The organism is Arthrobacter sp. UYEF20 (assembly GCF_040546335.1).
Taxonomy (GTDB): Bacteria; Actinomycetota; Actinomycetes; order Actinomycetales; family Micrococcaceae; genus Arthrobacter.
Genome location: NZ_JBEPNP010000006.1, coordinates 159,439 through 180,845 on the forward strand (window position 1 = coordinate 159,439; position 21,407 = coordinate 180,845).

At 67.3% G+C, this 21,407-nt stretch carries 19 protein-coding genes and 1 pseudogene; 12 read left to right on the forward strand and 8 right to left on the reverse strand.

Annotation, left to right across the window (positions count from 1 at the left end):
• Position 1: 1 nt before the first annotated feature.
• Positions 2 to 1,171 (reverse strand): ATP-NAD kinase family protein, encoded by a 1,170-nt coding sequence (locus ABIB26_RS09365; RefSeq protein WP_354241743.1) that lies wholly within the window; start codon positions 1,169 to 1,171, stop codon positions 2 to 4.
• A gap of 125 nt (positions 1,172 to 1,296) precedes the next feature.
• On the opposite strand from ABIB26_RS09365, the gene ABIB26_RS09370 reads away from it, so the two are divergent.
• Entirely contained in the window at positions 1,297 to 1,950 is a 654-nt protein-coding gene (locus ABIB26_RS09370) for a GntR family transcriptional regulator (protein WP_354241746.1), read from the forward strand.
• A gap of 11 nt (positions 1,951 to 1,961) precedes the next feature.
• Here the strand turns inward: ABIB26_RS09370 and ABIB26_RS09375 are convergent, their stop codons facing one another.
• The 4 genes from ABIB26_RS09375 to ABIB26_RS09390 all read right to left on the reverse strand — a co-directional run bounded on the left by ABIB26_RS09375 (position 1,962) and on the right by ABIB26_RS09390 (position 6,197).
• On the reverse strand, positions 1,962 to 4,376 hold the full coding sequence (locus ABIB26_RS09375; RefSeq protein WP_354241749.1) for an ATP-binding cassette domain-containing protein: 2,415 nt from the start codon (positions 4,374 to 4,376) through the stop codon (positions 1,962 to 1,964).
• Positions 4,377 to 4,497: 121 nt separating this feature from the next.
• Positions 4,498 to 4,854: a VOC family protein gene (locus ABIB26_RS09380; protein ID WP_354241752.1), complete on the reverse strand. Its 357-nt coding sequence runs from the start codon at positions 4,852 to 4,854 to the stop codon at positions 4,498 to 4,500.
• Positions 4,855 to 4,989: 135 nt separating this feature from the next.
• Entirely contained in the window at positions 4,990 to 5,124 is a 135-nt protein-coding gene (locus ABIB26_RS09385) for a hypothetical protein (RefSeq protein ID WP_354241754.1), read from the reverse strand.
• A gap of 278 nt (positions 5,125 to 5,402) precedes the next feature.
• Entirely contained in the window at positions 5,403 to 6,197 is a 795-nt protein-coding gene (locus tag ABIB26_RS09390) for a DeoR/GlpR family DNA-binding transcription regulator (RefSeq protein ID WP_354241757.1), read from the reverse strand.
• A gap of 171 nt (positions 6,198 to 6,368) precedes the next feature.
• On the opposite strand from ABIB26_RS09390, the gene galT reads away from it, so the two are divergent.
• A complete protein-coding gene (galT, locus tag ABIB26_RS09395) occupies positions 6,369 to 7,550 on the forward strand; it encodes a galactose-1-phosphate uridylyltransferase (RefSeq protein WP_354241760.1) in 1,182 nt (393 codons plus the stop codon).
• On the forward strand, positions 7,547 to 8,734 hold the full coding sequence (gene galK, locus ABIB26_RS09400) for a galactokinase (RefSeq protein WP_354241763.1): 1,188 nt from the start codon (positions 7,547 to 7,549) through the stop codon (positions 8,732 to 8,734). Before galT ends, galK begins: the two co-directional genes overlap by 4 nt.
• A gap of 6 nt (positions 8,735 to 8,740) precedes the next feature.
• Here the strand turns inward: galK and ABIB26_RS09405 are convergent, their stop codons facing one another.
• Entirely contained in the window at positions 8,741 to 9,778 is a 1,038-nt protein-coding gene (locus ABIB26_RS09405; protein WP_502913644.1) for a LacI family DNA-binding transcriptional regulator, read from the reverse strand.
• Between the two features lies 1 nt (position 9,779).
• Positions 9,780 to 10,985, reverse strand: coding sequence for a Gfo/Idh/MocA family protein (locus ABIB26_RS09410; protein WP_354241769.1), 1,206 nt, complete (start codon positions 10,983 to 10,985; stop codon positions 9,780 to 9,782).
• Positions 10,986 to 11,196: 211 nt separating this feature from the next.
• On the opposite strand from ABIB26_RS09410, the gene ABIB26_RS09415 reads away from it, so the two are divergent.
• From ABIB26_RS09415 to ABIB26_RS09430, 4 genes are all read left to right on the forward strand, one after another.
• Positions 11,197 to 12,153 carry a carbohydrate ABC transporter permease gene (locus ABIB26_RS09415; protein ID WP_354241772.1) on the forward strand — a complete coding sequence of 319 codons (957 nt, stop codon included), beginning with the start codon at positions 11,197 to 11,199 and terminating at the stop codon, positions 12,151 to 12,153.
• A gap of 12 nt (positions 12,154 to 12,165) precedes the next feature.
• A complete protein-coding gene (locus tag ABIB26_RS09420; RefSeq protein WP_354241774.1) occupies positions 12,166 to 13,095 on the forward strand; it encodes a carbohydrate ABC transporter permease in 930 nt (309 codons plus the stop codon).
• A gap of 82 nt (positions 13,096 to 13,177) precedes the next feature.
• A complete protein-coding gene (locus ABIB26_RS09425) occupies positions 13,178 to 14,518 on the forward strand; it encodes an ABC transporter substrate-binding protein (protein ID WP_354241776.1) in 1,341 nt (446 codons plus the stop codon).
• A 184-nt stretch (positions 14,519 to 14,702) separates the two neighbouring features.
• Positions 14,703 to 16,952, forward strand: coding sequence for an alpha-galactosidase (locus ABIB26_RS09430; protein WP_354241779.1), 2,250 nt, complete (start codon positions 14,703 to 14,705; stop codon positions 16,950 to 16,952).
• A gap of 140 nt (positions 16,953 to 17,092) precedes the next feature.
• Here the strand turns inward: ABIB26_RS09430 and ABIB26_RS09435 are convergent, their stop codons facing one another.
• Entirely contained in the window at positions 17,093 to 17,698 is a 606-nt protein-coding gene (locus tag ABIB26_RS09435) for a TetR/AcrR family transcriptional regulator (RefSeq protein ID WP_354241782.1), read from the reverse strand.
• Positions 17,699 to 17,780: 82 nt separating this feature from the next.
• Between ABIB26_RS09435 and ABIB26_RS09440 the strand changes: the two are divergent.
• The 5 genes and pseudogenes from ABIB26_RS09440 to ABIB26_RS09460 all read left to right on the forward strand — a co-directional run bounded on the left by ABIB26_RS09440 (position 17,781) and on the right by ABIB26_RS09460 (position 21,335).
• Positions 17,781 to 18,561: pseudogene (locus tag ABIB26_RS09440) on the forward strand (SDR family NAD(P)-dependent oxidoreductase).
• 53 nt (positions 18,562 to 18,614) lie between these two features.
• Complete coding sequence (locus tag ABIB26_RS09445; protein ID WP_354241785.1) at positions 18,615 to 18,947, forward strand: ArsR/SmtB family transcription factor; 333 nt, start codon at positions 18,615 to 18,617, stop codon at positions 18,945 to 18,947.
• A 13-nt stretch (positions 18,948 to 18,960) separates the two neighbouring features.
• On the forward strand, positions 18,961 to 19,458 hold the full coding sequence (locus tag ABIB26_RS09450) for an SRPBCC family protein (RefSeq protein ID WP_354241787.1): 498 nt from the start codon (positions 18,961 to 18,963) through the stop codon (positions 19,456 to 19,458).
• A gap of 192 nt (positions 19,459 to 19,650) precedes the next feature.
• Complete coding sequence (locus ABIB26_RS09455; RefSeq protein ID WP_354241790.1) at positions 19,651 to 20,826, forward strand: aminotransferase class V-fold PLP-dependent enzyme; 1,176 nt, start codon at positions 19,651 to 19,653, stop codon at positions 20,824 to 20,826.
• A 62-nt stretch (positions 20,827 to 20,888) separates the two neighbouring features.
• Complete coding sequence (locus tag ABIB26_RS09460; protein ID WP_354241793.1) at positions 20,889 to 21,335, forward strand: hypothetical protein; 447 nt, start codon at positions 20,889 to 20,891, stop codon at positions 21,333 to 21,335.
• Positions 21,336 to 21,407: the final 72 nt, after the last annotated feature.

Below are 21,407 nucleotides of genomic sequence, written 5' to 3' on the forward strand. Positions count from 1 at the left end.
CTCATTGATGTGTAGCGAATTGTTCGGTTGTGAAGTTACCGACCGGGTACACAGTTGCCGTGTCTGGTCCGGTGAGGATCTTGACGAACCCGCTCAGCCTGGCGTCGGCTTCCGTGCTGCCGGTGTCAACGTGAAGGGGGCTGCCGCCCAGTGACGCGAGCTTCGCCGGCGTCGAAATGACTTGAACGCAGGCACCACCAGTCACAGCGGCCGTGAGTTGCTGGTTTCCGCGGCCCACGATAAAGCCCTGGCCACCCAAGGGCGTCAGGACCACCGTGGTTTGCGTGCAGTCGATGAGTCGCTCCAGCTGGTGGGAAGTCACATCGCGCGCCAAGAGCAGGCCGTCCCGCACCACGTCCACACCGAGCCTGCTCAGTTCCAAACCCAGCGCACGGCCGACGGCGTGCGTGGTGCCGCCCGGCCCCAGAACATAACTGCGGCCAGGGACCATGGAGCCGGCGACCGTTCGTGCCAGGGCTTCCACAGCGGCACCATCACTTGCCGGCGTCGGGGTTTTCCGGTCCTGGAGACGGCTGGGGTCGACCGGGACGCGAAGCCAGCCATGGAGCGAAGGTGAGGCAGCGCCTGCCCGCAGGGCGTCCTCGTCGATGTCCACCACCTCGCGTTCGGAGGTTTGCCGTCGCTCCGAGATCAGCCAGGCGGCAGCCAAGCTCCCAGCGGTCACGGGCGTCAGCGCAAAGGCGGCCGAGTAGATCTTGACACCGGCGGGGATGCCGACGACCGGCAGGTCCGGCCCGACGGCGTCAAGGATGTCGCGGGCGGTTCCGTCTCCGCCGGCAAAGAGGAGCAGCTCGGCTCCGGCGTCCTTGATGGCGGCGGCGAGCCTTCGGGTGTCGGCAGCGGAAGAATCGGTTCGTTCGGGGACGGATTCGTCCCGCGAGGAGAGCAGTTCCACGGGGCACAGGCCGGCGACGGCGTCGGCGCCCAGTTCCCCCTCGCCCGTCATGACGAGGCACTCCCGCCCGCTCCGTCCAAGCATGCCGACGAGCTGTTCCAGCGCCCGGCGCGCACGTGCGGGTGCCTGGGGTTCCACACCGGCGGCAAGGGCAGTTTCCCGGATGTCCGGCGCATCGCTGCCTTTTTGCGCAATGGATCCGCCCAGCCCCGCGACGGGATTGACAATAAGTCCGACAATGAATGGTCGTGGCAACGTCGCCCCTTTCCTCTCTGTATACAGTATACTGAATGTAGAGAACAGGCAATGAGTCGCCTAGGCTGGGATCGTCGATCAAGCTTCCGGCTGCGCGACTCGGGCCACCGCACTAGGAGATGAACATGTCCATACAGCGTCAGTCGCTTCGCGAGCAAATAGAGACTGAGATCATGGACCGGGTCGGTGCCGGCGACTTCACGATGGGCACGCCGATCAACGAGGTGGCGCTGTCTAGTGAGCTCGGGGTCAGCAGGACTCCATTGAGGGAGGCCCTTATATCGCTTACGCAGCAGGGCGTCATCGAACGGGAATCCGGCAAAGGCTTCCGCTGGGCTCCGGTCAGCGCGGCTGACTTCGCAGAGGTAGTCCAGATCATTGCGGCACTTGAGGCACTGGCCATTGAGTTGACCCCCCAAGAGGCGCTGGACAGCATCGCGCCCAGATTGCTGCAGGAGGCCCAGTCGTTCACTGCATCAATGGAGTCTTCGAACGAAATCGATCGGCGGGACGATGAGTTCCACACCCTGCTGACCTCCGGGTGTCCGAGCAGGCGCCTCCGTGAAATCATCGCGTCACTGAAACTCGCCCTGCGCCGCTATGAAAGGTTGCTCGTGGCCGGCACGGAGGTCATCGAGCGGTCAGCCTCGGAGCACGAGGAGATAGCAGAGCGCCTCATCAGCGGCGACGTTGAAGGATGCATTGCGGCGCTCAAGGCCAACTGGAACAACGGCACCGTCCGTCTGCTGGACGTCGTGGACGCCAAAACAAACAGATGAGCGAGCTCGTCTCACGGTGTCCGCGAGAGCCCCGGTCCGGTGCCGACGTAGGCCGCGAGGTGCTCGCCGGTGAGGGTGGAACGGGCGGCGATGAGGCCGGCGGGTGTGCCCTCGAAGACGAGCCTGCCGCCGTCGTGGCCGGCGCCGGGACCGAGGTCGATGATCCAGTCGGCGTGCGCCATGACCGCCTGGTGGTGCTCGATGACGATGACCGACTTGCCGGACTCCACAAGGCGGTCCAGGAGGCCCAGCAGGTTCTGGACGTCGGCGAGGTGCAGGCCGGTGGTGGGCTCGTCGAGGACGTAGACGTCACCCTTCTCTGCCATCTGGGTGGCCAGCTTGACGCGCTGCCGCTCGCCGCCGGACAGCGTGGTGAGCGGCTGGCCGAGGGTGAGGTAGCCCAGCCCGACGTCCACGAGCCGGTCGAGGATCTTGTGGGCCGCCGGCGTACGGGCCTCCCCTTCGCCAAAGAACACCTCGGCCTCGGTCATCGACATTGCCAGCACTTCAGCGATGTTGCGGCCGCCCAGCTTGTATTCCAGGACTGACGCCTGGAACCTCCTGCCCTCGCAGTCCTCGCAGGTGGACTCGACGGTGGCCATAACGCCTAGTTCGGTGAAGATGACGCCCGCGCCGTTGCAGGTGGGGCAGGCGCCTTCCGAGTTGGAGCTGAAGAGCGCCGGCTTCACGCCATTGGCCTTCGCGAACGCCTTGCGGATCGGCTCGAGCAGGCCCGTGTACGTCGCGGGGTTGCTGCGCCGCGACCCCTTGATGGCACCCTGGTCGACCACCACAACACCGTCGCGGCCGGCCACCGAGCCGTGGATCAGCGAGCTCTTGCCCGAACCCGCGACACCCGTGACCACACAAAGCACGCCGAGCGGAACGTCGACGTCGACGTCCTGGAGGTTGTGCGTCGAGGCACCGCGCACGTCGAGCGTGCCGGACGGCGTACGCACCGATTCCTTGACCGCGGCCCGGTCGTCGAGGTGGCGGCCGGTGATGGTGTCGCTCTGCCGCAGCCCCTCCACACTTCCCTCGAAGCAGACGCTGCCGCCCTCCGTGCCTGCGCCGGGGCCGAGGTCAACGACGTGGTCGGCGATGGCGATGGTCTCCGGCTTGTGCTCGACCACGAGCACGGTGTTGCCCTTGTCGCGCAGCTGCAGCAGCAGCTGGTTCATCCGCTCGATGTCATGCGGGTGCAGCCCGATGGTCGGTTCGTCAAAGACGTAGGTGATGTCCGTGAGGGACGAGCCCAGGTGCCGGATCATCTTGGTGCGCTGGGCCTCGCCACCAGACAGGGTGCCCGCCGGACGGTCCAGCGAGAGGTAACCCAGCCCGATTTCGGCGAACGAGTCGAGCAGGTGCTGCAAGCCCTTCAGGAGCGGCGCGACCGACGGCTCGTTGAGCTCGCGGACCCACGCGGCAAGGTCGCTGATCTGCATCTCGCACAGCTCGGCGATGTTCTTGCCCCGGATCTTCGAGGACCTGGCCTCCGGGCTGAGCCGCGTGCCGTCGCACTCGGGGCAGGACTGGAACGTGATGGCGCGCTCCACGAAGGCCCGGATGTGAGGCTGCATCGCGTCGACGTCCTTGGAAAGGATCGATTTCTGGATCTTCGGGATCAGCCCCTCGTGCGTCAGGTTGATGCCCTCGACCTTGATCTTGGTGGGTTCCTTGTAGAGCAGGTCGTGCATTTCCTTTTTGGTGAACTTCGCGATCGGTTTGTCCATGTCGAAGCCGGCGCCGCTGAAGATGCGGCCGTACCAGCCGTCCATGCTGTAGCCGGGGATCGTCAGTGCGCCCTCGGCGAGCGACTTGCTGTCGTCGTAGAGCGCAGTCAGGTCGAAGTCGGAGACCGAGCCCATGCCCTCGCAGCGCGGACACATGCCGCCGAGGTAGACCGCGTTTTGCACCACGCTCTTCTCGACCCTGCCGCTCTTCTCCGTGCTCATCACCCCGCTGGCCTTCCGCGTCGGGACGTTGAAGGAGAAAGCGGTGGGGGGCCCGACGTGCGGCGATCCCAGCCGGCTGAAGAGGATCCGGAGCATGGCGTTGGCGTCGGTGGCAGTGCCCACCGTGGAGCGGGGGTTCGCGCCCATCCGCTCCTGGTCGACGATGATCGCCGTCGTCAGCCCGTCCAGCAGGTCGACGTCGGGCCGCGCCAGGTTGGGCATGAATCCCTGCACAAAGGCGCTGTAGGTCTCGTTGATCATCCGCTGCGACTCAGCGGCGATGGTGGCGAACACGAGCGAGCTCTTGCCCGAGCCGGAGACGCCCGTGAACACCGTCAGCCGGCGCTTCGGGATCTCGAGGCTGATGTCCTTGAGGTTGTTCACGCGCGCGCCCTGCACGCGGATCAGATCGTGGCTGTCCGCTACGTGCTCTGCGGGCGACTCCATGTCCGTCCTCGTGGCCATGCTCATCGTGTCTCCATCTGTTAAGCGGGGCCGCCTTCGCGGTCTCCGCCGGCGTCGTCTGGCTCTATCTAACCAGCTTCGAGCGGTACATCTGGTCCCATTTCGTCGGCGCGATCCGCTGTCTACCTCACTGGTCCTGGAGCAGCCCGAGCACGTTGCCGTCGGGGTCGGTGACGGTGGCCACCAGGCGGCCGCCACCGACGTCGTGCGCCGGCTCCTTCACGACGGCACCCGCGGCGGTCACCTCGGCCAGCTTCGCCTCGAGGTCCGGCACGTGCCAGTAGGCCACCGGCGAGGTCATGCCCTGCGGTCCACCGCCCGGCACCAGCCCGATGTGCTGGCCCGCGGCCTCGAAGCCGACATAGTAGGGGCCGTCGGTCTGCGGCGGTACGCCGAGCAGGGCGGCGTACACCGCCTTGGCCGTCGCCAGATCGGAAACGGGATGCAGCACGGTCTTGATTCCCTGGGTGGAAGAGCCTGTCATGGTCACTCCTGAAGTCGTGGGTCTGGTCGGGATTGTCTGGCCTAAAGACGAACGGGAAGTCCGGAAATCGACGTGCCCGATGGTGCCACGTCCCACCGGAGTTGTCTAGCGCCCCTGGCGTGCTCCGGTGGAAGGTCAGTCCTGGTCCGCGGAATCCTTGCCGACTCTGCGTTGCTGACGAGGTTTGGCGCCGCGCTTCCGGTGGCGAAGCAAGCCGCTCACGGCCTCCATCACGACTTCGAGGACAGCGAGGATGAAATCAAGAATCACTGGGTTGCTCCGGGCTGTCCAGGACAGCATCCGGGCCCCAGAGCCGGAGATCCCGCTCATGCTCCGACGTTGGCCGTCTGCACAGTCTGCACGAACGTAGACCTGATGATTCCATGCATCCCCCGTTGCCGTAATTGCGTTGAGTCTGACACGAATTCAAGGAAAAGTCGCTGATCTTCGGCATCGTCGGCTTCTTCCTGGGCATTGGCGGGAGGTCCCGTCGTCGTACCCCTGACCTGTGAAGCGGGCCGCCGCTCCTGGACGCAGGACCTTGAGGTCTACCCGACGGCTGCCTCGGCAGTACCGGTGGTGGCCAGCCGCAGCCGGCCGACGCGTTCGCTGAGGATGCGGCGGGCTTCGCCGGGGAGTTGGTCGTCGCTGATGAGCTCGTCGGCGTCGTCCAGGCCGGCGATGGTGCTGATGCCCAGGATGCCCCACTTGGTGTGGTCGGCGAGCACCACCACCCGGCGGGCTGCCGCCACGAAGGCGCGGTCCGTTTCGGCTTCGAGCAGGTTCGGGGTGGTGAATCCGGCGTCGGCGTCGATGCCGTGGACGCCCAGGAAGAGCACGTCGAGGTGGAGCTGCTTGAGGGCGGCGGTGGCGAGCGGCCCCACCAGGGCGTCGGAGGGGGTGCGTTCGCCGCCGGTGAGGATCACGGTGGACGGGGAGGGGCTCTGGTGGAAGACGTCGGCGATCCGTACCGAGTTGGTGACCACGGTGATCCGGGGCCCGGCGGCCAGCAGCCGGGCCAGCGCCCAGGTGGTGGTGCCGGCGCTGAGCCCCACCGCCATGCCCTCGCGGACCTGGGCGGCGGCCACGTGCGCGATCGCCTTCTTCTGCTCCTGCAGCTGGGTGGCCTTCAGCTCGAAGCCGGGCTCGTGGGTGCTCACGGCGCCGGGCAGCTTGGCCCCGCCGTGGATTTTTTCCACGGCGCCGGCCGCGTCCAGGGCCTCGATGTCCCGCCGGACGGTCATGAGGGACACGCCCAGCAGCCGGGCGAGGTCCGCAACGCGGACGATCCGCTCGCGCTGGACCTCAGCGACGATGGCTGAGTGGCGGGCTGCGGCAAGCATTTCTGGTCCTTACTGGCGTATTGAATGAGTGGTGCGGGAACGGACGACGGCGACTGCGCCGGCTTGCTCCTGCACATCCTATTCTTCCCTGCGCATCCAGCGAGACTGCACGCTTCCTGATTCATTATGTGTTCTATTGTTTGAAAATGTTTTATCGTGTACAAATGGACCATGACGCGAACCACGACGACCCGACTGGCCGACGGCCGCGAGATCCTCTACTTTGACGACGCCGGATCAGCCGCGCGCCCCGCGGAATCCCTGGTGGACCACCGGGAACTGCCCGCCCGCCCCGAGCCCGGCCAGCTGCGCTTCGATGCGCTCAGCCGGGAATGGGTGGCCGTGGCCGCGCACCGGCAAGCGCGCACGCACCTGCCGCCGGCGGACCAGTGCCCGATCTGCCCCACGACGCCGGCCAACCAGACCGAGATCCCCGCGCCGGACTACGACGTGGCCGTCTTCGAAAACCGCTTCCCCTCGCTCGGTCCGGACGCGGGCGAAATCCCCTCGTCGCCGGTCTGGGGCACCACCACGCCCGCCGTGGGCCGTTGCGAAGTGGTGGCGTTCACCCCGGAGCACACCGGGTCCTTCGCCGAACTGGGCTGGCGCCGCACCCGGACGGTGGTCGATGCCTGGGCCCACCGGACCGAAGCACTCAGCGCCCTGCCGGGCATCAAGCAGGTCTTCCCGTTCGAAAATCGGGGCCCGGAAATCGGCGTCACCCTGCACCACCCTCACGGGCAGATCTACGCCTACCCCTACGTGACGCCCCGTGCCGCGGTGCTGGCCGCCGCGGCCGGCGAATACGTCGACAACTCGGACGGCACGGCGACGCTTACCTCCTCCCTGCTGCAGGCCGAACGCAGCGACGGCAGCCGGATGGTCCTCGAAGGCGAACACTTCAGCGCCTACGTCCCCTTCGCCGCCCGCTGGCCGCTGGAAGTCCACCTCGTCCCGCACCGCCAGGTCCCGGACCTCGCCGCCCTGAACGGGGCGGAACGCGACGAACTGGCGCAGCTCTACCCCGAGCTCCTCCGGCGCTTCGACGCCCTCTACCCGACGCCCACCCCCTACATCGCGGCCTGGCACCAGGCGCCGCTGGACCCGGCCATGCGCCGCGCAGGCCAGTTGCACCTCCAGCTGACCTCACCCCGCCGCGCCGCGGACAAACTCAAGTACCTGGCCGGCTCCGAAGCTGCCATGGGCGCCTTCATCAACGACACGACGCCCGAATCCGTCGCGGCCCGGCTGCGCGAAGTCGCCGGCGAAGTGGCCGGCGTCGCGCCCCCCGCAACCCTGACTCCCGCAACCCTGACCCCGGCCACCCTGACCCCGGAAGGCGCCCCCGCATGAACCCGACACCACGCACCGGCGCCCAGGCCGGCAGCCTGGCGGACCGCTTCGAGGCCACCTTCGGCGCAGCCCCGCACGGCGTCTGGGCCGCCCCCGGCCGGGTCAACCTGATCGGCGAGCACACCGACTACAACGAGGGCTTCGTGCTGCCCTTCGCCATCGACAAACGCGCCAGGACAGCGGTCCGGCTCCGCAGCGATTCCGTCCGCAAGGACAGCACTATCCGGCTGCTGTCCACTTTCGGCGACCAGGAGCTCGTCGAGGCCGACGCGGCCGCCCTAATACCGGGCACCGTCACGGGCTGGGCAAGATACCCGCTGGGTGTGGTCTGGGCCCTGCAGCAGCACGGCATCGAGATCCCCGGCTTCGACCTCCTGCTCGACTCCGATGTGCCGCTCGGGGCCGGGTTGTCCTCCTCGCACGCGATTGAATGCGCCGTCATCACGGCCCTCAACGAGCTCACGGGCGCCGGGCTGTCCGCCGAGGAGATGGTCCGGCTGACCCAGCATGCGGAAAACGCCTTCGTCGGCGCCCCGACCGGCATCATGGACCAGTCGGCGTCGCTGCGCGGCGCCAGCGGGCACGCCGTCTTCCTCGACTGCCGGGACCAGGCCGTGGATCTCGTTCCGTTCGAGACGGAGAAAGCCGGACTCGTGCTGCTGGTCATCGACACCAAGGTCTCCCATTCCCACGCCGACGGCGGTTACGCTTCCCGGCGCGCCTCCTGCGAGCTCGGCGCCGACGTCCTGGGCGCCGGGGCCCTGCGGGATGTTGCCGTCGCGGACCTCGGGGAGGCCAGCAGCCTGCTCGATCCGGTGACCTTCCGGAGGGTCCGCCACATCGTCACCGAAAACGACCGCGTGCTGCAGGCCGTGGACGTCCTCCGGATCCAGGGGCCGGCGCACATCGGGAGCCTCCTCGACGCCAGCCACGCCTCCATGCGGGACGACTTCGAGATCTCCTGCCCGGAACTTGACCTCGCCGTGGACACGGCCCGCGCCTACGGCGCCATCGGTGCCCGGATGACCGGCGGCGGCTTCGGCGGCTCGGCCATCGCCCTGACCCCGGTGCAGGACGAGCAGCAGGTCCGCGACGCCGTCGTCCGCGCGTTTGCCGACGCAGGATTCACCCGGCCGGACATCTTTACCGTCACGCCGGCGGCAGGAGCGGAACGCGTTTCCTGATGAAAACTAAACCGGGGCGACGCACCCGCAGGACTGCCGGATCCGCAGCCGGGTGGGGAAGGTCCGGTGTCCGGGCTGCTTCCCCCGGCCGGCTCCCACAAGGGCGCTGACAGCGGCTTCCGCCATGACCTTGACCGGCTGCTCCACCGTGGTCAGGGCCGGCCAGCTGTATTCGGCCTCGGCGGCGCCGTCGAAGGATGTCACGGCGATGTCGCCGGGGACGGTGAGGCCCGCTTCGTGGATGGCGCGCAGGATGCCGATCGCCTGCATGTCCGAGCTGGCGAAAACGGCGGTGGGCCGGTTCGCCGAGGCGAGCAGCCTGCGGCCGGCGGCGTACCCGCCCGCCCGGCTGAAGTCCCCGCGGACAATCGGCCCCTCGGGCAGCCCGGCCGCGGCGAGGGCCTGCAGCCAGCCTGCTTCGCGGAGGTCGAAGTCGTTGGCGACGTTGGTGCCCATGGCGAGGGCGATATTGGTGTGCCCGTGGCCGATCAGGTGGTCCACCGCCATCCGGGCGCCGGCGGCGAGGTCCACGCCCACACTGTTGAAGCCGGGGGCCCGGCCGCCATGGTTGAGGAGCACGGCGGGGATCTCGGCCGCCTCTAGGGCCTCAAGGTCCGGTTCAAACAGCACACTCGCGAGCACCACCCCGTCCACCTGGCGCGCGGCGAGGTTGCGGATGTTGCCGCGTTCCTTCGCCAGGTTGCCGTCCGAGTTGGTCAGCAGCAGGGCGAAGCCGAGCTCGGCCGCGGCGTCCTCCACGGCATGGGCCAGCAGGGAGAAGAAGGGGTTGGTGTTGTCCGGGATGACGAGTCCGATTGTCTCGCTGGACCCCAGCTTCAGTGCGCGCGCGGCCGCATTCGGGCGGTATCCCAGAATGCGGATGGCATCCTGGACCTTCGCCTCGGTGGCCGGGGCCACCTTTTTCGGGCCGCCGTTGACGACATAACTGACGACGGCGGTGCTCACCCCGGCGTAGCGGGCGACGTCCTTGCGGGTCACCGGGCCGCGGGGGGTGTGCACTGCCGAAGTCGTCATGGTGTACATGCTAACTAGATGCGGACGGCGCAGTGCCGAAGTCGCGGATAGGCAGGCGTTCGCCGTGGCGCTGGGCCGAAGCATGCGCCACGATCCCGGGCAGGGTGAAGCGTGCCGCCACCCAGGCATTGACCGGCGGCAGGGACCCGCTGTTGACGGCGGTAACGAAGTCGTCCACGAGGAACTGGTGGCTGCCGTCGTGCCCGTTCGGCGCGCCCCGGAATTCCTCCGGGAGCCGGCTGACGTCGTGCACGGGCGCGTGGCCGGAGATGAAGGCGTCCCGCAGTTCGGGGGCGACGTCCGCCAGGGACGGGTCGTCCAGCGGAATGCTGGGCCGGGTCTCCATCTGCTCGGAGATGTCGTAGACGTCCTTTTTGTCCTGCCACACGCTCACGGTGGCGAGCTGTTCGAAGCTCGCCTCCGTCCCGAAGAAACGGAAGCGCGATTCGCGGATATGCGAGGGGTAGCCCACGCGGCGCATCTCGTTGGTGCGCATCACGCCGCCGTCGTTCAACTCGAACAGCGCTGTGGCGTTGGAGAAATCGTTGCCAAACATGCTGACGTCCTTGTCAAAGACGCCGTCAGGGCGGTCGTCCTTGACGCCGACGCAGCTGACGCTCACGGCGTAGGCCGGCACAGCGCCCAGGACGCCGCCAATCGCGTGGGTGGGGTACAGCATGGGCGGGTAGCTGGCTGTTTCCTTCCAGCGTTCCCCGCCGCTGTACTGGTACGCCTCGTAGAAGCCGAGATCCATGTCGTGGACGTAGTCGCCCTCGGCATAGAAAATCCGGCCGAATTTGCCGGCCGCATGCTGGTCCCGCGCGTACACCGTGGCCGGGTTGTAGTAGCTGGTCTCACCCATGGCGTAGACCAGTCCGGTCTCGCGGACGGCATCGATGATGAGGCCGATCTCCGCCTCGGAGACTGCCATCGGCACCGCCGAATAGACGTGCTTGCCGGCGCGCAGGGCCTGGACCACCAGCGGGCCGTGGGTCCAGCGCTGGGTGAAGATGGCGACCGCGTCGACGTCGGACGCCAGCAGTTCCTCAAAGCTGCCCATGGTGCCGTCCAGCGCCCACTGCTCCCGGGCGGCTTCGGCACGTTCCGGACGCTCGTCGACGGCGTAGACCTTGCTGACACCGGGGTGGAGTTTGAAGAGGTGGGCGAAGTGGCCGCCGAACTGGCCGACACCCACGACCCCGATTGAAAACGTCATTGTTACCTTTTCCGATCTGCCCGGACAGCCGGGCCACGCGCCCGTGCGGGCTTCAGCAAAGCGTCCCACGGGAATCTACTCGAGTCAATGGTTACCGGCGAGTACCGAAAAAGGTCAGCAATTGCAGGAAATATGTCTTGCCAGCCAATATCTACTCGTGTAGATTCATTTCTAGCTGTTACCCACATCACACCAGCAGGAAGAGTCAACGATGACTACCATCACCAAACTTCCGGATCCAGTGGCTGGCGGATCCAAGCCCTCGCACCGCGGGAAGAGTCCCCGGGCCGGCCGGGGCCGCCGCCTCGGCGATCTGCGGATCGCGCTGCTGTTCATCCTTCCGGCGCTGATCGGCTTCGTGGCCTTCTATCTGGTCCCCACGGTCCGCGGCATCTACCTCAGCTTCACCGAATACAGCGTCCTGGGGGATCCCACCTGGATCGGCACGAAGAACTACACGGCCATCCTCGGCGATGAGCTGTTCTGGAACGCCACGGCCGTCACCGTGCAGTATGTCGGCCTGAACATCGGCTTCCAGACGGTCATCGCCCTCGGGCTGGCGCTGCTGATGCACCGGGTAGCGAAGTCCACGTTCATCCGCGGTGCCCTGCTGCTGCCGTTCCTGGTGGCCAACGTCATCGTTGCCCTGCTGTGGTTCTGGATGCTCGACTACCAGATCGGCATCGTCAACGAGATCATCAACTGGATGGGCCTGCCCCGAATCGCCTTCTTCGGCAGCGAGCAGTGGGCCATCCCCACGATCGCCGGCGTGAACGTCTGGCGGCACATGGGCTACACGGCCCTGCTGATCTTCGCCGGGCTGCAGTCCATCCCCAACCACGTCTACGAGGTCGCCTCGCTGGACGGGGCGTCCCCGACCCGGACGTTCTGGAGCATCACGATGCCGCTGCTGCGCCCGGTGCTGGTGCTGGTCCTGGTGGTCACCGTGATCGGTTCCTTCCAGGTCTTCGACACCGTGGCTGTGACCACGGGCGGCGGTCCGATCAACGCCTCCCGGGTGATTCAGATGTACATCTACCAGAAGGCCTTCGGTGAATCCGACTTCGGTTACGCCTCGGCCCTGTCCGTCATTCTCTTCGTCATTCTCGCTCTTGTGGCCTTCGTGCAGATGAAGTTCCTCAAGGGCAACGAATCGGATCTGGACTAAGGAACCCCAGCCATGACTACTTCCGAACTTTCCCGCAAGAAGCCTGCCAACGCTACCGCTCCCAGGAAGCCCGTCAACTGGCGCCGCGTCGGCGCCTGGACCCTCGTCGCGGTCGCCGTCGCCGTGACGGTGGCCCCGTTCCTCTGGATGCTCCGCACCGCACTGTCCAGCAACGCCTCGCTGGCCTCGAACGCCAGCAACCTCCTGCCGGCCGACTTCAACCTCGGCGCCTTCAAGCGGGTCCTGGGGCTGCAGAGCCCCGAGGAAGCCATCGCCGAGGGCGGCTCCGGCGCCGCCATCAACTTCTGGCTCTACCTGCGGAACTCCATCATTTTCGCCACCGTCACCACCGCCGGGCAGGTCTTCTTCAGTGCGATGGCCGCCTACGCCTTCTCCCGGCTCCGCTGGCCGGGCCGGAACGTGGTGTTCGGCCTGTTCCTGGCCACCATGATGGTCCCGCCGATCTTCACCGCCCTGCCCAACTTCCTGATGATCAAGAACCTCGGCCTGCTCAACACCTTCGCTGGCCTGGCCCTGCCGTTTTTGTTCATGACGCCCTTCGCGATCTTCTTCCTGCGCCAGTTCTTCCTCTCCATGTCCCGTGAAGTGGAAGAGGCGGCCATGCTCGACGGCGCCAAGCACCTGCGGATCTTCTTCCAGATCGTGCTCCCCAACGCCGCGGCCCCGCTGGCCACCCTGGCGCTGCTGACCTTCATCGGGCAGTGGAACGAGTACTTCTGGCCGCTGCTGGTGGGCCAGGACGAGAACGTCCGGGTCCTCACCGTGGGACTGGGCGTCTTCAAGTCCCAGTCCCCGCAGGGTGCCCCCGACTGGTCCGGGCTGATGGCTGCAACACTCATCGCGGCCCTGCCGGTCCTGCTGCTCTTCATCGCCTTCGGCAAACGGGTGGTCAACTCCATCGGCTTCTCCGGCATCAAATAACCCAGACCCACGCACTTTCCTTAACACGCACCGCCCTCACCAAGCGTTCCCCTCAATGACGCACTTCCACGAAAGGTCCACCATGAAGAAGACCCTCGGCGCCGTCGCTGCCGCCGCAGCCATCGCCCTCTCCCTGTCCGCCTGCGGCGGGTCCGGCCCGGCATCAACCGAGTCCAAGGGCGAGATCAACTACTGGCTCTGGGACGCCAACCAGCTCCCGGCCTACCAGCAGTGCGCGGACGATTTCACCAAGGCCAACCCGGACATCAAAGTCAAGATCACCCAGCGCGGCTGGGATGACTACTGGACCACGCTGACCAACGGCTTCGTCGCCGGCACCGCCCCGGACGTCTTCACCAACCACCTCTCGAAGTACCCCGAGTACGCCGCGAAGAAGCAGCTCCTCGCCCTCGATGACGCCGTGGCCAAGGACGGCATCAAGCTCGAGAGCTACACCAAGGGACTCCCCGAGCTCTGGGTCGGCCAGGACGGCAAGCGCTACGGGCTGCCCAAGGACTGGGACACCGTGGGCCTGTTCTACAACAAGGCCCTGACGGACTCCGCGGGCCTGAGCGCCGAGCAGATGGCCAACCTGGACTGGAACCCGCAGGACGGCGGCAGCTACGGGAAGGCAATCGCCCACCTGACCGTGGACAAGAACGGCGTCCGCGGCGACGAGGCCGGCTTCGACAAGAACAACGTGGCGGTCTACGGCCTCGGCCTGGCCGGCAGCGGCTCCGGGCAGGGCCAGACCGAGTGGAGCTTCCTGACCGCCACCACCGGCTGGACCGCAACGGACAAGAACCCCTGGGGCACCAAGTTCAACTACGACGACCCCAAATTCCAGGAGACCATCGCGTGGTGGGCCGGCCTGACCGAGAAGGGCTACATGCCCAAGCTCGAAACCACCGTCGGCGCCAGCCTGGCGGACAACTTCGGCGCCGGCAAGGCCGCCATCAACACCACCGGTGACTGGCTGATCGGCCAGTACCAGAGCTATAAGGGCGTGGAGACCGCGTTCGCCCCGACCCCGAAGGGCCCCGACGGCAAGCGCGCCAGCATGTTCAACGGCCTCGCCGATTCCGTCTGGGCAGGCACCAAGAACCCGGCCGGCTCGGTCAAATGGGTCGAATACCTCGCCTCCACCGCCTGCCAGGACGTCGTAGCCTCCAAGGCTGTTGTGTTCCCGGCCATCACCAGCTCCTCCGAGAAGGCCGCCGAGGCCTTCAAGGCCAAGGGCACCGACGTCTCCGCTTTCACCACCCACGTCAAGGAGGACACCACGTTCCTGTTCCCGATCGCGGATAAGGCAGCCAAGGTGGACGGCATCATGAAGCCGGCCATGGACGCCGTCCTCTCCGGCAAGAAGCCGGCCAGCTCACTCACCGAAGCCAACAACCAGGTCAACGCCCTCTTCAAGTAGGGCCCAAACGCCGGATACGACAGGCGCAGCCTGCGGTATCCGCCGCCCGCCGTCACCCGCTCCGGGTGCCGCCGCTTCCTCCTCGCGGCGGCGGCGCCCGGGGACTTTCCCACCCGCACCACCCCGCACTTTTCAAGACTCCTGCGTTCCCGGACGCGCGCCGAACCACCGAAAGAGACCCGCCATGGATCCCCTGCACCTCCGCTCCGCCAGCACCAGCCTGGTGATCAGCTTCGACAGCGGAGAGGCCGAGGTGATCCATTGGGGCGCCGACCTCGGCGCCACCCTTCCCGACCTCGCCATCCTCGGCGAGCCGGTCCCGCACTCCGCCGTCGACGCCACCGTCCCCGCCGGGCTGCTCCCGCAGGCATCCTCAAGCTGGCAGGGCCGTCCCGGCCTGCGCGGCCACCGGATCGCCGATGGCGTGCCCGGCCACGATTTCTCCGTCCGCCTCCGCGTCGCGGACGTGACCGTGAACGGTGACGGCAGGAAATCCGCCGCTCCCAATTCCGTGGTGATTGTCCAGACGGACGCCGACGCCGGCATCAGCGTGGCGTCCACCCTGACACTGCACGACGGCGGCCTGCTGGAACTCAGCCACACCGTCACCAACACCGGGAACTCGCCCTTCCAGGTGGACGAACTGGCCACCATGCTCCCTGTGGCGCGGGACGCCGTCGAACTCCTGGACCTGACCGGGCGCTGGTGCCGGGAACGCCACCCGCAGCGCCGCGCCATCCAGCAGGGCACCTGGGTGCGGACCGGCCGGCACGGCCGCACCGGACACGACTCCTCGCTGCTCTTCGCCGCGGGCACCGCCGGCTTCGGCAACCGCCACGGCAAGGTCTGGGCGACCCACCTTGCATGGAGCGGCAACCACGAACAGTTCGCGGACAGCGTCGCGGACGGCCGGACCATGATCGGCGGATCGGAACTGCTCGGCCCCGCCGAGGTCATCCTTGAACCCGGCGGCAGCCACACCACCCCGGCACTCTTCGCCGCGTACTCGGACCGCGGACTCGACGGCATCAGCGAAGCCTTCTACGCCTGGTTCCGGAACCGCCCCCACCACGTGCTTCCGGCCGCCGGCCCGGCCACCACGACCGGCACTCGCGCCGGGAAGCCGCGCCCGGTGGTGCTCAACACCTGGGAGGCCGTGTACTTCGACCACAACCTCCCCACCCTGATCGAACTCGCGGACTCCGCCGCCGAGCTCGGCGTCGAGCGCTTCGTGCTCGACGACGGCTGGTTCCGCGGCCGCCGCGACGACTACGCCGGCCTCGGCGACTGGTACGTGGACGAGGCCCTCTGGCCGGACGGCCTCACGCCGCTGATCGAGGCCGTCACGTCCCGCGGCATGGAGTTCGGCCTCTGGGTGGAACCGGAAATGGTCAACCTGGACTCCGACGTTGTCCGAGCCCACCCGGAATGGCTTGCCGGGCCCTCCGCCCAGAGCTACAAGGACGGCGGCCGGCTGCCGCTGGAATGGCGCCACCAGCACATCATAGACCTCGTCAATCCGGACGCCTGGCAGTACATCTACGACCGCGTGGATGCGCTCCTGCGGGAGAACAACATCAGCTACCTCAAGTGGGACCAGAACCGGGACCTGCTGGAGCACGGCCACGCCGGCCGCGCCTCCGTGCACGCCCAGACCCTGGCCGCCTACCGGCTCTTCGATGAGCTCCGCAAGGCCCACCCCGGCGTCGAGATTGAAAGCTGCTCGTCCGGTGGCGCCCGGGTGGACCTCGGGATCCTCGAGCGCACCGACCGGATCTGGGGCTCGGACTGCAACGACGCCCTGGAGCGGCAGACCATCCAGCGCTGGACCGGGCTGGTGGTCCCGCCGGAGCTCGTGGGCGGGCACATCGGCCCCACCACCTCGCACACGACCGCCCGCACCCACGACCTCTCCTTCCGCGCCATCACGGCCCTGTTCGGCCACTTCGGGATGGAATGGGACGTTCGGCAGGTGAAGGGTGCCGAGCGCGAGGAGCTCAAGCGCTTCATCACGCTCTACAAGGAGCACCGGGCGCTGATCCACAGCGGCCGGATGGTCCGCGCGGACCTGCCCGACGACGCCCTGATGCTGCACGGCGTCGTGGCGGACCTGGACTCAGGTGTGGCTGTTGCGACGCCGGGTACGACGGCGGCGCTGTTCGCCCTGGTAAGCACGCGGACCTCGTTTTCGGAGCAGGCGGGACGGATCGCCATCCCGGGTCTCCCCGCCGATGGCAACTACCGGGTGGAGGCCGTCTTCCCGGCCCCCGGCGACGCCGACTACGCCCACACCTTCACGCAGGTGCAGCCCCCGGCGTGGCTCCAGTCGGGAGCCGAGGCCAACGGCCGCTTCCTGGCCGAGGTGGGCCTGCCCATGCCGATCCTCAACCCGGAGCACGCGCTGCTGCTGAAGGTCACTTCGCTCGGCAGCTAGCCCGCCCGGCTGGTGGCCGCGTAAAGGCGCTGCGCTAAATACCCGGCGCTACGCGTATGCCCGTAGCGCAGGGTATTTTGCGCAGCGAGGGCGCAGTTGCGCAGCGAAAATCACGCCGCCGCCTACCCCCGAAGCGCCAGTCAGCCCTGCGGCAGCCGCAGCACGTCCATGGCCGCCTGCAGATACGGCACGGGATCCGGGTCCGCCCCTGCGGCCCACCGGGTCCACGCCTCAAAAGTCGCCCCGATATAGGCGGCGCACAAATAGCCGGCAGTGTCTTCGTCGACGCCGGCCGCAGCGAGGTAAAGCCGGGCGCGCTCGCCCTGGGGCGCCAGCGAAGCGTAGCTCCGGCTTGCCAGTTCGGGATGTTCGGCGATCAGGCGCAGGCGTCCGCGCGTCACGGCGAGGTCGGGAATCACTGCCGCCCCGGCCAGGGCCGCCATCCGCAGCCCGGCCAGGATGTCCCCGTCGGCTGCTGCGTTGACCCGGGCGTGCTCGAGGACCAGCCCGGAGGCCTCAACCACCGGTTCGATCCCGCCCCAGATGAGATCGGCCTTGCTGGCGAAATATCGGTAGAGGCTCTTCCGGCCGATGCCCGACTCGCGTGCGATGTCCTCCATCGAGGTCTGCTCGTAGCCCTGGGCGGCGAACAGGCGCAACGCGATGCCGGCCACGGCGTCCGGGTCGATCGTCACCGGGCGCCCGGCGACACGTGTGACGGCGGGCGCCCGGTCTTCCTCAGGCATCCCACCAGTATCCACCCTTACATAATGACACAGCGTGTCATAAGCCGGCGGTGACGCAATCTCCAACGTTCGGAAGGACATCATGGGCACCGAAGCTTCATGGCAGGAAACCACCACCACGGGCCGCTTCGCCGGCAGGACCGTCATCGTCACGGGCGCAGGCTCGGGGATCGGCCAGGCCACGGCCCTGCGCATCGCCAAGGAGGGCGGCAAGGTCATCGCCGCGGACATCAGCAAGGAACGCCTGGACGACCTCGTGGTCGAGAACGCCGGCCTGGACCTGGTTCCGGTGCCCGGCGACATCTCCACCGAGGAGACCGTGGCCGCCGTCGTCGCCGCCGCCGAAGGACGGGTCGACGCCCTCGCGAACGTCGCCGGCATCATGGACAACTTCGCCCCGATCCACGAAGTGGACGACGAGCTGTGGGAGAGGGTCTTCCGGATCAACGTCACCGCCCTGATGCGCCTGACCTGTGCCGTGGTGCCGCTGATGCTCGAGGCAGGCGCCGGCTCCGTGGTCAACATCGCCTCCGAGGCCGGCCTGCGCGGTTCCGCCGCCGGCGCCGCCTACACCGCGTCCAAGCACGCCGTCGTGGGCCTGACCAAAAACTCGGCCGTGATGTACGGGCCCCAGGGACTGCGCTTCAACGCCGTGGCCCCCGGCGCCACCATCACCAACATCGAGGTCACCTGGGGATCCCAGCTCGCGGCCGAGCGCCTCGGCCCGCTGATGGGTGCCACCATTCCAGCCCCTGCCACCGCGGCGCAGCTCGCCGCCTCCATCACCTTCCTGCTCAGCGACGACCGGCACCAACGTCAACGGCGCCATCCTCGCCTCCGACGGCGGCTGGTCCGCCCTGTGACTGTTGCCCGGAACCCTTGACAGTTCTCCGCCGCCGTCATAGCCTACAACCAAATGGTTGTAGATCAGTTGAGTGATGTCGAGGTCGATCGCCTGTTCCGGGCGTTCGCCGACGCCACCCGCCGGGACATCGTGCGGCGGGTGACGGTGGCGGAGTATTCGGTCTCCGGCCTTGCCGCCCTCTACGCCATGAGTTTTGCCGCCGTCCAGAAGCATGTGGCGGTGTTGGAGCGCGCCTCCCTGGTCACGAAGGAGAAGCGCGGAAGGGAGCAGATCGTGCGGGGCAATCATGAAGGCCTGCAGAAAGCCCGGCGGCTGCTCGATGAGTACGAGGCGATCTGGCGGCAGCGCGCCGAGCGGATCGCAGACATTCTCGCTGAAGGATAGGAAGGGTTCCGTAATGACTGTTGTCAGTTCCACCAAGAATCTTGAGGCACTCAGCTTCACCCTCGTCGCCGAGTTCGATGCGGACGTTAAACGCGTCTGGCAGATCTGGGAGGACCCGCGGCAGCTTGAGCGCTGGTGGGGTCCGCCAACCTGGCCGGCCACCTTCGAGCAGCTCGACTTCCAGCCCGGCGGGAAAGCCGCCTATTACATGACCGGCCCCGACGGTACGAAGGCGCGCGGCTGGTGGCGCATCACCTCCATCCAGGCTCCGAACCAGCTGGAGTTCGACGACGGCTTTGCCGACGAGAACGGTGCGCCGGTCGAGGCGATGGGCACCACCCACGCGACCGTCACGCTTGAGGAGATCGGCGACCGCACCAGGATGACCGTGCTCTCCACGTTCGAGTCGGAAGAGCAGATGAACCAGATGGTCGAGATGGGCATGGAAGAGGGCATGAAGGAGGCGGCCGGCCAGATCGACGCCCTCCTCGCCGAGCGCGCCCACGCCTGACCAGCCACTTGGAGCGGCGCCCGCCCAAATGGCGCAGTGCAAGTGGACGACGGCGGGAGATTCCCGCCGTCGTGCTCTCTTGTCGCCAAGTGTCCGTCAACACTTGTATCCGGCGCGGGCCCGGGCCAGCATTGAACCGTTGGGGGACCGGCGGCCAGTGTGGCGCCGGCGCTCCGGAAGAGGTGCGGCGGCATGTCCCAAGAGGTCCGCGGTTATCCCGATCCAGGGTTGCCGCCGTTAGTCAGCCAGGCCGATTTCGCCGGCCTTCCGGGGCTGTGCCACCTGGCGGCCGCGGGGGAGACGCCCATGCTCGCCTCCCAGGAGGCACTCTTCAGCGAATTCATGCACGACAAGGCCCTCGGGATGGGCGGGCGGGAGCGCATCTACGCCAAGGTCTCGCGGACTGCGGACTCGCTGGCCGCCCTGCTTGGCTGCCGGCCGGCCGAGCTTGGATTCCCCCAAAACGTCGCGCAGGCCGTGAACATGGTGGCGCGCAGCATCGACGTTCCCGGTGGCAACGTAGTCATGCCGCAGTGGGAATACCCGTCCGACATGTATCCGTGGCGGACCGGCACGAATATGGAAATCCGGCTGGTCCGGAGCCCGGACCACCTGATGGATCCACAGCGTTTCGGCGACGCTGTGGACCCTGCGACCAGGGCGATCGTGACCAGCCTGGTCTCGTACTACACCGGCGAGCTGATCGACCTGAATGAATACCGCGCGATTGCGGATTCCTGCGGCGCGGTGCTGGTCGTGGACGTATCCCAGGCCTTGGGTGTTGCGGGTTTCGACATTTCGCTGGCTGATTTCGCCGTCGCGTGCGGTTACAAGTGGGCCCTGGGCACCCACGGCGCCGGGGTCGCGTACTGCAACGCTGCCCGGCAGCCTGGCTGGCAGCCGCGGGAATCCGGCTGGACCTCTGCAGTGTGGGTCGATGCGGACGTCCGCGACACCTCCATTACCCCGGTCCGGGACGGGCGGCGCTTCGAACTCGGCAACCCGGCCGCCCTGTGCGTACAGATCCTGGGAGCCGGCATCGACTACCTGCGCGCCAGCGGACTGGCCAGAATCGAGGCCCATGTGCGGGCACTGACCGACGTTTTGTGGATTGAGCTCGACGCCCTTGGGATGCGCATGCTCACCCCGGCTGACTCCGCCAGGCGGGCAGGAATCGTCGCGTTCGAGGTCGACGACGAGGGCGTCTGGCGCCGCGGTCTTGAGGCCCACGGTGTGCTCGCCTGGACCGGAGACAAACGGGTGCGCATTTCGCCCCACCTGTACAACGGGATGGCGGACATCCGGCAGGCCATCGAAGCCGTCGAGGCTGTCCGCAAAGGAGTTGGGAAAGGCGGTTCTCCTGCGTGATCTTCTGATAACTACCTAGCCACCAGAGGTGTTGCAACAACAAGCGGCGGAACGGAGGCCCGGTGAGTGCCCGGAAGGACGGAAGGAAACCACCCTTCGAGGTACTCTTCGCTGTTTGGTCGTTGATGGTGGCCATCGCAGCGCTGGACATCCTCGGCGCATTCGCCATCTTCCAAATGGAGACAGGTCAGACAGCAGAAGAACCCAAGCCGGCATGGGTCCCCTGGCTTTTCGGATTCATCCTGCTGCTGTTCTCTCTGATCGGTGCGAGCTTCGTGCTAACCCTCAAAGACGGCGACCGCAACATCCGCTACTTCCTTAGCTACACCGTCCTGCTGTACGGCGTCGGCTTCTCCTGGCCGCCGTCTTGGAAGTGGCTGATCTTCCTGGTCCCCATTGTCCTCATCGGCCCACTTTGGCTACCGAGGGCTCGGCGGTTCTTCGACGATGCCACGGACGACGCCGCCTCGGACCCTGCAGGCCCACGTGCGCCCGGGTCTGTTCCATGAGGGGAGAGGCCTGACCGTCCATTGAAAGAGGCCTGGCCAACTGGCCCATCGGCTGGAGTGTGCCAAAGTGCT